General features: G+C 29.2%; 7 protein-coding genes. 2 read left to right on the top strand and 5 right to left on the bottom strand.

Going from position 1 to position 16,755, the window contains the following annotated elements; translation table 11 throughout:
- Window positions 1–1,028 precede the first annotated feature (1,028 nt).
- The gene (gene ubiD / locus ERCISPPA3004_RS01530) at window positions 1,029–2,513 is read left to right on the top strand and encodes a 4-hydroxy-3-polyprenylbenzoate decarboxylase (RefSeq protein WP_157990371.1); all 1,485 of its coding nucleotides are present in this window, start codon (window positions 1,029–1,031) and stop codon (window positions 2,511–2,513) included.
- Between the two features lie 42 nt (window positions 2,514–2,555).
- Window positions 2,556–3,257, top strand: a complete 702-nt coding sequence (gene fre, locus ERCISPPA3004_RS01535) for an NAD(P)H-flavin reductase (RefSeq protein WP_157990372.1) — start codon at window positions 2,556–2,558, stop codon at window positions 3,255–3,257.
- Between the two features lie 2,107 nt (window positions 3,258–5,364).
- Here the strand turns inward: fre and ERCISPPA3004_RS01540 are convergent.
- From ERCISPPA3004_RS01540 to tkt, 5 genes are all read right to left on the bottom strand, one after another.
- Window positions 5,365–6,117, bottom strand: coding sequence for a uroporphyrinogen-III synthase (locus ERCISPPA3004_RS01540; RefSeq protein WP_157990373.1), 753 nt, complete (start codon window positions 6,115–6,117; stop codon window positions 5,365–5,367).
- Complete coding sequence (gene hemC / locus ERCISPPA3004_RS01545; RefSeq protein WP_157990374.1) at window positions 6,114–7,055, bottom strand: hydroxymethylbilane synthase; 942 nt, start codon at window positions 7,053–7,055, stop codon at window positions 6,114–6,116. The genes ERCISPPA3004_RS01540 and hemC overlap by 4 nt, the downstream gene beginning before the upstream one ends.
- 3,986 nt (window positions 7,056–11,041) lie before the next feature.
- Window positions 11,042–12,121 (bottom strand): class II fructose-bisphosphate aldolase, encoded by a 1,080-nt coding sequence (gene fbaA, locus ERCISPPA3004_RS01550; protein WP_157990375.1) that lies wholly within the window; start codon window positions 12,119–12,121, stop codon window positions 11,042–11,044.
- 91 nt (window positions 12,122–12,212) lie between these two features.
- A complete protein-coding gene (locus tag ERCISPPA3004_RS01555; RefSeq protein WP_157990376.1) occupies window positions 12,213–13,388 on the bottom strand; it encodes a phosphoglycerate kinase in 1,176 nt (391 codons plus the stop codon).
- Window positions 13,389–14,526: 1,138 nt separating this feature from the next.
- A complete protein-coding gene (gene tkt / locus ERCISPPA3004_RS01560) occupies window positions 14,527–16,527 on the bottom strand; it encodes a transketolase (RefSeq protein WP_157990377.1) in 2,001 nt (666 codons plus the stop codon).
- Window positions 16,528–16,755 lie beyond the last annotated feature (228 nt).

A 16,755-nucleotide genomic window follows, 5' to 3' on the forward strand; every position in this document is an offset into this window, starting at 1 on the left:
GTGTGATTTTATTTTTAAAACAGAAAAATTTCTCACTTTTTGAAGCAAAAAACAATAATGATAGCATCAACGAATAAGGAGAGTATTTATAGATTTCTCCAGGTTATATAAAATTGTTATATTAATGTTTTAATATATCATTTTACCTATATTCGCGCATTGAATGCATATGTTAGTGATGCAATTTACTATTAAGCTTGAATATGCTCTCTGAGAATTTTCTTGTTTTATTATGTATTTTATATATATCTATATAATAGCTAAAGGATGGATTTCTTTTCTGGTTATCCATAGTATAATATTTATTAATATTTTATTAAGCCTGGTTTAGCATTTTACACTCAAGCTGTCATATAAACTATATATTGTTTCTCAATAATTTTTTCTAAATTCCATAACTAAAATTTCATAATGAAGATTATATCAGTTTATATACATTGTGTACTATATTAAATCCTTGTGCTATATATAGATATTTTGATAGTTAATTTTTTATTAAAGAGCAACGTTTTTTTAATAATATTCTTTAGATGACAGTAGCTTTATAATTAAAAAAATTTTTTTAGATTTTTTTAAATTAGTTACCTATTCTCGATTATTTAAGATTTTTAAGATATATTTATATGTAAAGAAGGTTTAGTATAAAAATAAATTATTATCTATATTTAATTTGTTATTCTGTTCTTTGTAGATTGGTATACGCTTATTATAATTATTTAGTTAGTTACAGTAACATGGTTTTTTTTAAAAAAACTAGTATTATTATAATGCATCATTAATAAGCAATCTATGATGTCAGAGAGTAGTTTATAAAAGATTAGAGTTTTCTTCAATGAATAGCGTGCTATTGTAGGATTACAGGCATGTAATTACCTCATAAATGTAAGTATATACTGATGTATAAATTTTCTTAATAGATGGGATTTTGAATTACTTTTAAAATAAAAATTTTATAAATAACTAATGTATTTTGTGGCGGATGCTTTAATTTGTCACTGTTTAGTAAGCAGGTGCTTTATTGGAAAATTATGAAATATAAAGATTTAAGGAGTTTTCTTTCTCTATTGGAAGAACGTGGAGAATTGAAACGTATTCAAAAAGAAATTGATCCTAATCTCGAAATGACTGAAATTTCTGACCGTACCTTACGTATTAATGGCCCGGCATTGCTTTTTGAAAACCCAAAAGGATATAGCATGCCAGTGCTATGCAATTTATTTGGTACATTAGATCGCATAGCATTGGGAATGGGACAGGTTGATCAGCATTCTTTACGCGATATCGGAAAGCTTATGGCTTTTCTTAAAGAACCGGAGCCGCCGCAAGGGTTGAGTGATTTTTTAAAAAACATACCCCAATGGAAGCAAGTTCTCAATATGCCAACTAAACACGTTCAAAATGCACTGTGTCAACAACAGATTTTAAAAAATGAAGAAGTTGACTTAAGATGTCTTCCTGTTATGAGGTGTTGGCCGAATGACGTTGCGCCATTAGTAACTTGGGGGTTAACGATAACACGTGGCCCACATAAAACAAGACAAAATTTAGCTATTTATCGTCAACAAGTTCTTGAAAAGAATAAGCTAATTATGCGATGGTTACCGCATCGCAGTGGTGCATTAGACTTTCAAGCATGGTGTCATACTTATACTAAAAAACGCTTTCCAGTTTCTGTAGTGTTAGGTGCTGATCCGGCAACAACGCTGGGTGCTGTTATGCCAGTACCGGATAAGTTATCAGAATATGCCTTTGCTGGTTTGCTTCGTGGCAATAAAACTGAAGTTGTAAAGTGTATTTCAAATGATTTAGAAGTTCCAGCCAGATCAGAAATTGTATTAGAGGGATATATTCAACCAGGAGAGGTGGCTCTAGAAGGACCTCATGGAGATCATACTGGATACTATAATGAGGTAGATAGTTTTCCAGTTTTTACCGTGACTCATGTAACACAACGTTATAAAGCCATTTATCATTCCACCTACACTGGCCGCCCACCGGACGAGCCAGCTATTTTAGCTATAGCTTTTAATGAAATATTTATACCACTTCTTCAGCAACAATTTCCAGAAATTATTGATTTTTATATGCCATCAGAAGGATGTTCTTATAGATTAGCGATAGTGACTATTAAAAAGCAATATCCTGGACATGCAAAATTTATAATGATGGGCATTTGGTCATGCCTGCGCCAATTTATATATACTAAATGTATTATTGTATGTGATAATGATATTAATCCTCGAGACTGGAATGATGTTATTTGGGCAATAACCACTCGCATGGATCCGGCTCGTGATGTAGTTATTATAAATAATACGCCAATTGATTATCTTGATTTTTCTTCGCCTATATCAGGTCTTGGGTCAAAAATAGGAATAGATGCCACTAATAAATTAACAGGCGAAACTCAACGTAAATGGGGGTCTCCTATTAAACAAGACCCTTATGTAACTGCTCGTGTAGATGAACTTTGGGATGAATTAAATATAGTAAAAAATACTAATCTCTATTAAAATCAATAGTTATAATATTATTATTACTTGACAGAGGAATTAGTGCCAACTTTAAGGTGTGAAATTGCTTCAGTAGAAGCTATAACCAATACGATATATCGTGTTCGATTAACTCCAGAGGTTTATGTTGCTTTTCGTGCGGGTCAGTATTTAATACTAAAAATAAAAGATCATGCTCACTTATCATTCTCTATTGCCTCAACACCAATGGAAAAAGATATCATTGAATTGCATATTGGGGGTGCTGAGCTTAATTCTTATATTATATCAGCGATAGAGTATATACAGAATAATAAAAATATTATTGTTGATATACCCTATGGTCTTGCTTGGTTGAGAGAGGAAGATGATTCTCCATTGATATTGATTGCAGGCGGGACAGGTTTTTCTTATATTCGATCCATTTTATTTACAGCGCTAGCACGAAAGTCAGATAGGTGTATTTCTGTGTACTGGGGCGGACGTGAGATACAGCATCTTTATGACCTAGATAGTCTCAATAGATTGCTACACAAGCATTCTAATTTAAAGATTTTCCCTGTCCTTGAGAGGACTGAATATGGTTTTGGTGGTCGTAAAGGTACTGTTATAAGTGCTGTTATGAAGGATTATAATTGTTTATCTAGACATGCTATATATATTGCGGGGCCTGTGAATATGGTCAAAAAAGCACATATATGCCTTTGTACAGAACGAGGAGCTAATTCATCGCTCATTTTTGGAGATGCTTTGGCATTTATTTAATGCACATAACAGAAAAACCCTATATTTTTAATTAACCTATTAAATAGGTGCTTTATAAGATTGTAATGAATTACACACATTTTTATATAAAAAATTATTCTATATTTAGAAATACTTAATGTATAACTAGATGTATAGTTTTATCTAATAAGATTAGAATTATTTGTAAAGTCATATTATATGTTACTACTAGTATAGTATAAAGCATATTTTAATAAATGTGTTAAACATGTCATATGTATATAGAAAAGTAAGATGATATTAGCGATCAAATGAGATTAATTAGTGGAAACTACTAAATAAAGCTATCATCATTAGATGTTGTAAGAAGTATTGATCTCGACTAATAAGGGCTGATTGATGTATTTTGGGTAGATTGTCTCTATAAAGATAGATCGAACTTTCTCTATATATCAAGATAATAACATGTAATGGCGGCATCACTTCTTATCTTATCAAGAGTATTTGGTTTACTGAAGTGTAATTGTCATCCTAAGCTTAGAATGGGTATGTTACATATTTTATATATTGCATAATAAAAATTATTTTTAAGAATTATTATAAGATGTAATACTAATAAAATATTATTATGTTTAATTTTAGATTAATTGAGCTTTTTCTATTAAGAAAATGCACTTTAGTTTAGTTAGATTTAGTAAACTAAAATAATGATATGCAGCTACATAGACATGAGGTAGATTCATCTTTTTACGTATCGTAAATAAAAAATTAGTTAGTATACTAATAAACAGTGGGAAAAGGAATGTTTTTAATAACTTCTTGTGACATTATAATTTTACTATGTATAAAGATAGCTGCAATTTATTGCAATAATAGAAATGGTGACGTTAGTTCTGTTAGTAAAATTCTAAATTCATTAGAAATATTGAATATAAAATATTTAAAATATTACTTATATACTATCTGAAAAGCAAAACAAAATATAGGTATAAACAGGTATATTAGTGCATATTATAGATGATATTTAACTGAAAGCGCGTAGCAAAAATATTTTTATTTAAAAGTATTTTTAATTATAATAGCTTAAGCCATTATATATGGATTATTTAAGAGTTAAATAAATAAAGGTTAGCATGTTAGCTAAGAGTATTATTTTGTATAAAAACTAATTTTATATACATATAAAGAACAAAATTCACCATCGAAGAACAGTAATAATTAGGTGACAGTAGAAAATATAGAGTATTTAATAAATATATATACACAACAAGAGATGGCATGATATTAGATGTATAGTTTTGTATACTAATTTTTTAATTAATTCACTTGAGTAGTAATTATTCTAGTCAGTTTTAATGTAAAATGTATAAATAATTTTTTTATTTTTTATATAAAGTATAGTGTTAACACAAAAGTAAAAGTTGTGGTATTTTTAAAAGATCACATCTAGAAGCTCTAAGATGAGGGCATTGACTTCATAATAGTCAAGACCTGCACAGAATCATAGTAATTCTGTTAATGATTGTAACAACAAGATAACAACAATCTATTTTACTAATAATTTAATTTAATATTACATTTTATGGTTATATTAAGAGCAATAATCGATATTCATATAAAAATTTTATTTAGCTATTCTAAGAGCTAATTTTGCATGATCAACTCATTTGTTGAACATTTATTTTGTAATTCTAAGTTTGTTTAATAATTTATATTTATTAATTTTATATTTTTAATAAAAATTACTTGTGATGAGATACTATTAGAGATACAGGCTAGTATTTATATGCGCATATAGATAGAAATATATAGTCTCTTCATATATATTATGATGTTATAGTAGTCAAGTAAAATCAATTTGACTATTTTGGTTAAGTCAAAATAAAGAAATGAATCTATCGATAATAGTGCTATTGAATGGTTTAAATATTAAATTTTTGATATAATTTAATAAATAAAATGTTTTTATTTTATAATTGTATTGTGGTATCTACAGCAAATCTTTATAACTAGTTATAGTTAACCTTCTAAATAAGATTTATTCCTATGTTCTGGATAAGAAAATGCGAGATTTAGCGCGAATAAATAAAATTTTTAATCCTCTTTATGAAAAGATTTAGAGATTTTTAAAACTTTTTATAGATGTTCAATAAGTATAAGTTAAAATAAAATTTAATAGTGTATTATTATCTGAGCCATTAGAAACACAAACATTGCTCCATCCGAGCATCTTAGCTAAGCTCTTTAAGCGCTCACTGATAACTATAAGTCGACATTTTAATAACCATTCTTTTCGATCTATATCTGTAAATAAACAGTGTAATTGCATTAACATTTCACCACTAGTTACTATTATTGTATCTATTCCCTTTTGACGCCAACGTTTACCCTCTTTTTCACCGTGATAGAATTTTGCACAACGTTGATAGCATTCAATTAGCTCCACTTGCGCGCCATAACCTAGTAAGGTATCTCGGAGTAAATTTCTTCCTCCATTGCCACGTAAAATCAAAATATTTTTACCTTTTATAGTTTGTGTAGATAAAGCTTTAATAAGTGTTTCGCTAGTTTCTTGTTGATTTGGACAGAAAATTTTATATCCAGTGGCAGCATGAAATGCTATGGCCGTACTACGTCCAATGGCATAATAGTTTAATATTTTAGGCCATGATATATTTTTACTTGTTAAAATAAGTTCAGCATAATGAATAACATTTCGCGACAGAATTAAGACTAGATCTCCTTTGCCCAATTCTTGCAGTCGAATAGGAAGCGTTTTTAGCTGAGACCCAGGAAAAAACTCTATAAGTGGGAACGCCCAAGCTTTTCTTCCTAGTCTCCGAAGATATCCAACCAACTCATTTGCTGATGGTGTTGGGCGAGTAACTAAGATATTCATACTGATAAGGTTTCCCGAGTTATAGAATAAAGGATCTCGCGAGCACCACTGTTCAATAGATGCTCTGCTAATAGCGTACCGATTTTTTCAGCATCTACTCGAGATCCTCGATATTCTCCGCGTACTATCTGTGTACCATCTAATGAACTTACTAGCCCGCGTAACCAAAGAGTATCACCTTCTAATACAGCATAGCTACCTATAGGTACATGACAACCACCTGCTAGCCTAGCGTTCATGGCTCTCTCTGCTCTTATGCGGTCTTCTGTATCAGGGTGATTTAAAGCAGTAAGTAAATTGATTGTGCTTAAGTCATTCAGGCGGCATTCAATTCCTATTGCTCCCTGACCAACAGCAGGTAGAGATTCTTCTATCGGTATAGTTTGTCGAATACGATGAGTTAAGTTTAGTCTTTTTAATCCAGCTACAGCTAAAATAATAGCATCATATTGGCCAGCATCTAATTTGCTTAGACGGGTTCCTACATTTCCCCGTGCTATTTGTATTAATAGATCTGGGCGCCGCGAATGTAGTTGACACTGACGCCTCAAGCTTGATGTGCCGATAATTGCATTAGGCGGCAGTAAATTTATAGATGAATATTTATTTGATACAAATGCATCATGTGGCGCTTCACGCTCACAGATACTAACTAAGCCTAATCCCTTTGGAAAGCTCATCGGGACATCTTTAATTGAGTGTACAGCTATATCAGCATGGCCTGATAATATAGCACGCTCTAATTCTTTTACAAATATTGCCTTACCACCAATCCTAGTGAGTGCGGTTTCAAGCATGAGATCCCCACGTGTCATCACCGGAACTTGTTCTACGCACAGACCGGGATGATGTAAGAGTAAATTCTCTTGAACATATTGCGCTTGCCATAAGGCTAACGGACTCTGTCTTGTGATAATTTTAAAAATTTTATCTGACATGTTTGATACCATTAAAATTAAATACTTATGACATTACCAATTTTTAACAGAACTACTAGTTGATAACAGAGTAGAATGTGTGTATGCAATAAATTTGAAAGCGCTGATATTCAGCAGATGAAATGGATTTCACAGATAGCCTATGTATTCTTAAATAACTTTATATTAATATAAAAAGTTCAATCAACTATGATAGTCACATTAAAATCTAGAGTAAAAGAAAGGTAAAATAATCTGGACTAACAAAGATTGCTCATTATTCTTAAAACTAATCAAATAAGTTGAAATGTGATTTTTATTTATAACATATAGAAGTTTTATAACAATAGCAAAAAATCTAATCTATCTAATCTTGTTTAAATGAAAATCACAGTCATTATAAATGATAATGTAATATAAATGTCATTTACATATTATACTTTTCTTTTGTTGTTAGATGGGATGATGATTAGATTTTGTACCTCTATGAGTACTTTATTGGTTATTTTATCTAGTATAATATCATTAGTATATCCTCGCATGTTCATGCAATATTTTACTCAATAAATAATATTATTAATATGTTTTTAGAATAAGGTAAAATAGTAATAAGTATTATTATATTGAATAAGTTTGATTTTATCTCAATATTTTTATCTTTCTGTTATAGTAACAACACATTAATTAAGAGTTTCACTTAGTAGGTATTATTCAATACTCTATATTAAAAGAAATAGTTTGTGATCTTGTTTTATATTTTGCAATTTTTTATAAATTAACATTAAGAATAGTAACTAAAAGTTTGCTGATTGATTTTTTTATATAAAAAATTATATTTTTTAGATTTTTATAGAAGATTTTACCACAGGTAATATTCGATAGTTTAAGATGTAATCTTTGATTATCTAAGAATTATGATTATCTATATATTATTTAGTGATATTATCAATCACTTTTATAAGCTATTTTAATGCGAATTCTTATTCTTTACAGATTAATAATAGTTAAGTTTTATATTTATATATAAATAATAATGTGAGTATATGACATATATTTTTTTAGCACAATTTTAATTAAACTAAAAGATTTGAACTGAAAATTTCCAATTTTTTATGTTATAATTATTTTTTCTTAATAAATATTTAGAAAAATAGAAGTCTTGCGAACCTTTATAGTAATCTGTTGCATTTATAATGCATAATGTGCTTATTAGATGATCTTTCCTTTTATATCACTATCATTATCAATGTTTTTATTGTACCTATTATAGGTGTAATTTAGCTTAATATTTTAGGTATATATTATACTGATAATGTCAGTTAATTGAACATATTAAAACTTTTATTATTTTTTAGGATCAAAAAATGAATTTCATTGAAATGAAATTCATACGCTAAAATATTATTAATTTTTTTTTATATTATTAAAAATAAAATACGTAGAATATTTATTCATATTAGTTTTTAGAGAAAATTTTTAAAGAGTTATATATAATATTTTTTTCAAAAATTTTTATATTATATTCGTTATTGTAAAATATGAATTGAGTCTTTCTTTTGTCACAGGATTTTATTATTAATTTTATTAAGTTCTAAATATAACTTAAGAGTATTCAAATAATCTAAATATTAGACAGAGGAAGTCAATGAGATGATGGCGATAAAAATAATTAAAATACTATTTTTTTTTATTATAGTTATTGGTTTTATTGGGTGCGGTATGAAAGGTTCGCCTGATATTTCTAATAAACTTACCCAAAAATATTTTTTATAATTACATTAATTACATTAATTTATGTAAGGCTATCAATGATAGCGTGCTTTCGATTTCTATAACGAGAAAGATTTACTGTTTTCTGAGTAAATGATATGGCTTTGAAATATATCGAAAATTTATTGTTAAAAAATAAATAGCATTAGTAATGATTTTATAATCGTTGAAATGATTGTGCTACATATTTATTTTTACAAATTTACTACGCCGACTTTCTGAGCACTATCATAGCATAGAGTTTGATTAGTCATCAATCATGAATCCGTTCGCCGATCTTAATATGGATTTTTATTAACACATCTTGAATACTGATGGTAGTAAAGCAATACACTGTGCTAATCATTTTCATTTTTTCTTAGCTTCATGAAGTTACACAGTCTAACAAATAAGCACATTACTATATTAGTAAACAAATAGATTGCATGCTGTTACGCATAATTTTAGATAAAATAATATCTTTCTGTATTAAAAAATAAATCGCTCGTTAACATATCTCCTTCCATCTAAAGGAGCAAAATGTACGTGCTATTTGTAATTGGTATTTATGAGACTAATGTTTTATGTAGATCCGTGTTGATCAGTAATCCATATGGCATTCTATAAGTGGATAATGCAAAAATATCTGTTATGGATTAATTAAATGAAATGTAATCGTAATCTATTAGTTTTTTCGATACAAACGCGTGTTAGCTTTATAGTAATGATTATACTCTAAATATATTTTGCGCATTTTAAGTATGGATCAGGTAGAATTTTATCATGTTATAATAGAGTTTTGTATAGCAGGTTCTATTGGCATGTAACAAGAAATTTTAAAAGGTACAGTTCTAGCAAGTTTACCGTCTAAATCATTAAGAATTTCTGAGAAAAGGAAAGTAGATACTCTTTTGTATGTAATGGAATCGGTTACGCTTTTGTATAATAAGTCTGTTTTTATCTAAAAACATGATCTATAAGATTAAAAATAATTTTATGATGCATAAAAGATTGTAATATATATTAGGATAAAAATATATTTTGAATATCCAGTAATTTATTTTAAAGTATAGATTATATGATTGAGTTTTTGCTTGTAAATTTACATTTTAAAATATGATTAATGGAAATCTAGCTTATATTTATATCTTTTTATTAATATATACAATAAATTTATATAATATTGTTAATGTTAATATTGCTCTAGGTAATTGTAGAATTATATCAGCATATCACTATTCGTATAATACAAGATATCATAAAAGTTATTTGTAAATTAAAAAGTATAGATGAAGCCTAGATAAAGTTTTCAGCATTTTTTCTAGATTATGTTTGCAATCGACATTGCGCTTAATTTGAGTTTAATAATGAATCATACATACATAATAAACTTAATACCAAATATTTAAATACTATTTTATAGATAGGTTTTAAGATATTCTAAGTATATATATTCAGCGCGATTATGTTTATAATAGTTTAACTATGTTAAACTGCATTTTTTAATGATTAATCTAGATTGATCGCAATTTAATAGAAGCGTAAATTGATAGTATTCAATGCTATATAATAGTTATACTATGGCTTTTTAAGCTACTCGTTAGGTTTATAATTACTCCTATCAGATATGATGATTTTTAATTATTATTTGAGATTTAAGGATAAAAATTTTTATTATTTTTATTATCATTTTGTCGCAACATATATTACATTAATAGATTTTATGTACCACGCTTTTAAAGATAAACATTGATATTACGTAAATATGTTTATTGGATATATTGATAGTTTTATCAAAATTATAGAATATAAGTTTAAAATGATTCTGTATTTGACATATTAAGAATATAGATAAAATCTAATGTTTTATGTAAGTGGCATTGTTTTTATCTATGCGTGTTCTTTTAATGGGATGTGTTACGCGCTGAACTTATATTTAATATATGTATGTAGTTTTATAGATGTAGTGTAATCGATATATAATATGTTATTTATAATAATATAACATCAATAATGGGCGTTTAAAAAACTTTTATAAAAAATTATAACAATTGCTTATCCTAAACATAGGTTTATTGCGTTACAAGTGTTAAATTATATTAAGAGATTTTTGTGAACATAAAGTCATTAGATACTTTAGATACAGTTAATTTTTTATACGTATATATTTATATGCGTTCATTTTGTGAAATATTTTCAATGAAGCGCTATGTTTCATAATATAAAAATATATACGCATTTTTTGATTAATAATTAATTTATAGTACGTTAATAGAATTTACATCTTTAAATGTTTGCTCTAGTCTGCTAATTATAGAAGCTTGTGAAGCGCGCAACCACTTTCGTGGATCGTAAAATTTTTTATTCGGATGATCATTTCCTTCAGGGTTGCCAAGTTGTTTATTTAAGTAGTCTTTATGATCAGTATAATACTGAAGAACGCCTTGCCAAGACGCCCATTGCGTATCCGTGTCGATATTTATTTTTACTACCCCAAATCGGATAGATTCTTGAATATCAACAGTAGACGACCCAGAGCCACCATGAAATACAAAATTTAGTGGATTATGCTGTAAATTGTATTTTTTTTGAATAAATTCTTGGGAATCGCGAAGAATCATTGGTTTTAATGTTACATGACCAGGTTTATAAACACCATGGGTGTTACCAAATGAAGCTGCTATAGTAAAATTTGTGCTAATTTTTCTGAGCGCATTATAGGCATACTCAACATCTTCTGGGTGAGTGTATAGTGTAGAGTTATCTGTATAAGTATGATCAACCCCATCTTCTTCACCGCCAGTACATCCTAGTTCAATTTCTAAGGTCATAGAGATTTTTGACATACGTTCTAGGTATTTACTAGAAATATTAATATTTTTTTCTAAAGTTTCTTCAGACAAATCAATCATATGAGAAGAAAATAAGGGTTTTCCAGTGCGATTAAAATGACTCTCACCCGCTTCTAAGAGTCCATCTACCCATGGTAATAATTTTTTAGCACAGTGGTCAGTATGCAAAATAACTGGTATACCGTAGTGTTGAGCTACTAAATGTACATGATTTGCACCTGCAATAGCACCTAAAATAGCTGAACTGTGCGAGTTTTTTGATAAAAGTCCTTTTCCTGAGATAAATTTTGCGCCATTATAAGAAAACTGAATGATTACGGGAGCTTTTACTTTAGCAGCTGTTTCTAAAACTGCATTAATGGAGCATGTATCTATACAGTTAACAGCAGGTAATGCAAAGTTATTTTTTTTTGCTATTTGAAACACTGTTTGTACGTCATGACCATTGAGAACACCTGGTTTTACAAAATCCAAAATTTTATACATATTGATTTCTCCTAGTGCATGTCTTTTTTTAAGCATTAATAATATATTTTTACCATAAGGAAGATTACAATAAATTTTTTAAGTATATGTATTATCCATGAGAGAGATTATTTGCGCGTTTTTTTAAAATAGAAACTGCGGGGAGTGTTTTACCGGCCACAACTTGTAAAAATGCACCACCACCAGTTGATATGTATGAAATTTTATCTTGAATTTTAAATAAATCGATTGCTGCTAATGTGTCACCCCCGCCTGCAATAGAAAAAGCATTACTATTTGCAATAGTATGCGCAATTATTTCCGTTCCGTGGCGAAAATCAGGGTATTCAAATAAACCAATAGGACCATTCCATAGAATAGTTTTTGCACTTTTTAATAATTTAACTATTAAAAGTTCAGTTTTATCCCCACAATCTAAAATTTCTTCGTTTTGTTTCACTTCAGAGATTTTTTTTACGACAGATATAGAATCTTTAGAGGACCCTGTTTTTACGCGAACGTCTATAGGTATTGATATAGAAAAATTATCACGTAGTGTTTTAGCCATAGGTAGATAGTCTGGTTCATAGAGTGATTTTCCTACCTGATTATCTATAGCAATAAACGTATTAGCGATACCTCCGCCAACAATGATAGTATCTGAAATTTTAGCTAATACGCGTAATATATCAAACTTAGTAGATATTTTAGATCCACCAATTACAGCTACCATTGGACGTGCAGGCTTTGTAAGAACTTTTTCTAAAGATTTTAGTTCTTCTAATAATAGCGGCCCTGCGCAAGACGTTAATGCAAACTGACTAACCCCGCATGTGGATGCTTCTTCTCGATGCGCTGTACCAAAAGCATCCATCACAAATATATCGCATAGTGCAGCATATTTACGTGAAAGGTGTGGATCGTTGTTTTTTTCTCCTTTGTTAAATCGAACATTTTCTAGGACAATAATAGTTCCTTTTTTTGAATGGATACCATTCAAATAATCTGTATTAAGGGTAACCTGATTTTTTCCGAATTCTGACTTCAGGTAGTTTACTACTGGTAGCAAAGAGAAATTCTTATCATATTTTCCTTCAGCAGGACGACCAAGATGAGAGGCAATTATAACGTTAGCGCCTTGTTTTAATGCTAGCTGAATCGTTGGTAGTACTGCGCGAATACGCGCAGCAGATGTCACAATGCCTGACTGAATTGGTACGTTTAAATCAGCACGTATTAAAACGCGTTTACCCATCAGATTTAGTTCATTCATGGTAATTATGGACATAAAAACCTCTGTATAATGTTAATTACATGATTATAAATAACTATATTTGGTTAAAAAACCACTAGAGCTATTATGCAACATTATATATAAGAAATATGGTTAATTATTGTGTGATGCAGTAATAAAAAATTAGATATAAAGAGACTTAATCGTTTTTTCAAAATAATACTGATTTTTTTTATTTTTACCATTTTTTACATGAACCTATACTCCGATTAGCAATGGGTCATCTGACTATGCTATTTATGAGTAAATGTTATAAATTTTTAAAATAATTTCTTATCAATAGTATTGATGCTATTTTTATGATTTAAGTTGATAAAATATTACATTAATACAATTTAAGTCTTAAATATGACATGATAAAATATTAATATATAACATAATTTATCTAATATACGATGAAGATAACTACTAATTTTTATTTTAAAAATCATTGATTATGATAATTTATTTATAGTGCATTTAATAAATAGATCAAATCAAGAGATAGATTAGGTTTTTTTAATGTATTACTATAGTTTACAAAAAACAAATATTCGTAAAAAATAATCAATAATATTGATTATTTTTAAGAGGGGCATTTGATTTTTCCTGTTTTTGGTAGAATTAAACTATTGATATGTATCGATATATATATCGATGTAGAAATTAAAAATTTCTAATAAATCTACAAGGATATAGATCTCTTTTAAGTATGTGTGCTTTTATTAGAGAAGATTTAAAGCATATTAAAATCAGTAAGAGTATATTGTATCTTAAAAAACTCAGAATATTATTCATACTTTTGGTTTTATTTTCATTATGGATCAGATGTAATATATGGAAACATTTATTATGTATGTTGTGATTATAACAGTAATAGTTTCATTTTAAAAATAATACATAAACATACTATTAGTATTTATTAAATTTGTACTCTGGGCTAAGATCATATTAAGTAAGATCGATGGAATGTGTCACTTCATTAGGAGTGAGTTATAAATCTTTATAGAATAGTTTATTTTAGCATTCCAGTCTTAATATTTCTACAATTTTAATTGTACTATGCATGATTAAAAATAAAATAGAGAGAAAATTAAGATTATTTATAATTACAGATTCATTTAGATTAAGGCTATTCTGATTTATCTTATTATTAAGATAATGACAATAACTTTTTGGTTTTTGCGAGTATATTTTGAATATTAAAACCAAATAATGAAAATAATTTTACAGCTGGTCCTGATATACCAAATGTAGTCATAGCAATAATGACACCATCAAGTCCAGTATATTTTGACCAAAAACCTTCAATACCTGCTTCAATTGCTATACGTGCCGTGATATGTTTTGGTAATACCAGTTCGCGATAATTAGATTCTTGTATATCAAAGATGTCGGTAGATGGCATAGATACGACACGTACTTTATATCCTTCTTCTGTTAACTGTCTATAGGCCATTACCGCTAACTCTACTTCAGATCCAGTAGCTATAAAAATTATTTGTGGAGAACCAATACAATCTTTTAGTATATAACCACCGCGAAAAACATTAGATAACTGTACAGTTGTTCGTGTTTGCTGTGGTAGATTTTGACGTGATAAAATTAACGCTGTCGGTCCGTTACTACGTTCTACTGCATATTTCCATGCAATTGCACATTCTACTTGATCACAAGGTCGCCAGGTGCTCAGATTTGGCGTTAAACGTAAGCTTGCTAATTGCTCAATAGGTTGGTGCGTTGGACCATCTTCACCTACTCCAATTGAATCATGGGTGTAAATCATAATATGTTGGATTTTCATTAATGCCGCCATACGTACGGCGTTGCGAGCGTATTCAACAAACATAAGAAATGTAGCGGTATATGGTAAAAATCCACCATGTAAAGAAATTCCATTAGCAATAGCAGTCATGCCAAATTCACGCACTCCAAAATGAATGTAATTACCTGTCAGATGTTTATTAATAGATTTTGATCCAGACCACATTGTGAGGTTACTAGGTGTAAGATCAGCAGAACCGCCGAGATATTCTGGTAATAATGGCCCAAAAGCTTCAATAGTTTTTTGAGAAGCTGCACGACCAGAAATATTACTTGGGTTATTTTGTAAGTTCTTAATAAATTCTTGTGATTTACAATTCCAATTTACTGGTAACTTCTTATTTACTCGTCTTTTAAATTCTTTTGCTAATTCAGGAAAATCATCTGAATAAGCTAAAAATTTTTTATTCCATGCATCTTCTTTTTTTTGACCAGACTCTTTTGCATCCCAGGATTCATACATATATTGTGGTATTTTAAATGGTTTATATTTCCAATTTAATTGTCTACGAGTTAGTTCGATTTCTTCCTCTCCGATTGGCGATCCATGAACATGGTGTGTGTTACTTTTATTTGGAGAGCCAAACCCGATAATAGTTTTGCACATTAAAAGAGACGGTTGATCCTTAACTTCTCGAGCTTCTTTAATTGCCTGATGAATTATCTTGGGGTCGTGACCATCTATATTAGGTAGTACATGCCAACCATAAGATTTAAAGCGTTGCGCTGTATCATCAGTAAACCAGCCTGTGATCTTCCCATCAATGGAAATATTATTTTGGTCATAAATAACTATTAATTTTCCTAATTTTAAAGTACCTGCTAATGAACAAGATTCATGAGAAATGCCTTCCATCATACAACCATCACCCACAAAGACATAAGTATAATGGTCTACTATGTTATGATCAGGACGATTAAATTGAGCTCTTAGTGTATGCTCTGCAATTGCCATACCTATAGCATTAGCTATCCCTTGACCAAGAGGGCCAGTGGTAGTCTCCACGCCTATGGTACATCCATATTCAGGATGACCAGGAGTTTTTGAATGTACTTGACGAAAATTAGCTATCTCGCTCATTGGTAAGTTATAACCAGTAAGATGCAATAGACTATAAAGTAACATAGAAGCGTGCCCGTTAGAGAGAACAAATCGATCACGATCAACCCAGGATGGGTTACTGGGGTTATGATTTAAAAAATCACGCCATAAAACTTCTGCAATGTCAGCCATGCCCATCGGTGCGCCTGGATGGCCAGATTGAGCTTTTTGTATTGCATCTATACTTAATATACGAATAGCATTGGCCATTTCTTTACGAGAACACATTCTTACCCCAAATTACATTGAATATTATTTAGCACTGAAATTGATTGTGTATACTGCATAGATTACAGAAAGTTAACAACTAGAATAACTAAAAAAAACATAAAAAGAAACATGTAAAATATTAAGAATATAATAGATTTAATGATATTGCAATCTACCATCAATAGTATCAGTAAATTATTGTTACATACATGAATTTAGGATATATTTTTATCTATAAAATTTCAC

The organism is Candidatus Erwinia haradaeae (assembly GCF_900698995.1).
In the GTDB taxonomy this organism is placed as follows: domain Bacteria; phylum Pseudomonadota; class Gammaproteobacteria; order Enterobacterales; family Enterobacteriaceae; genus Erwinia_E; species Erwinia_E haradaeae_C.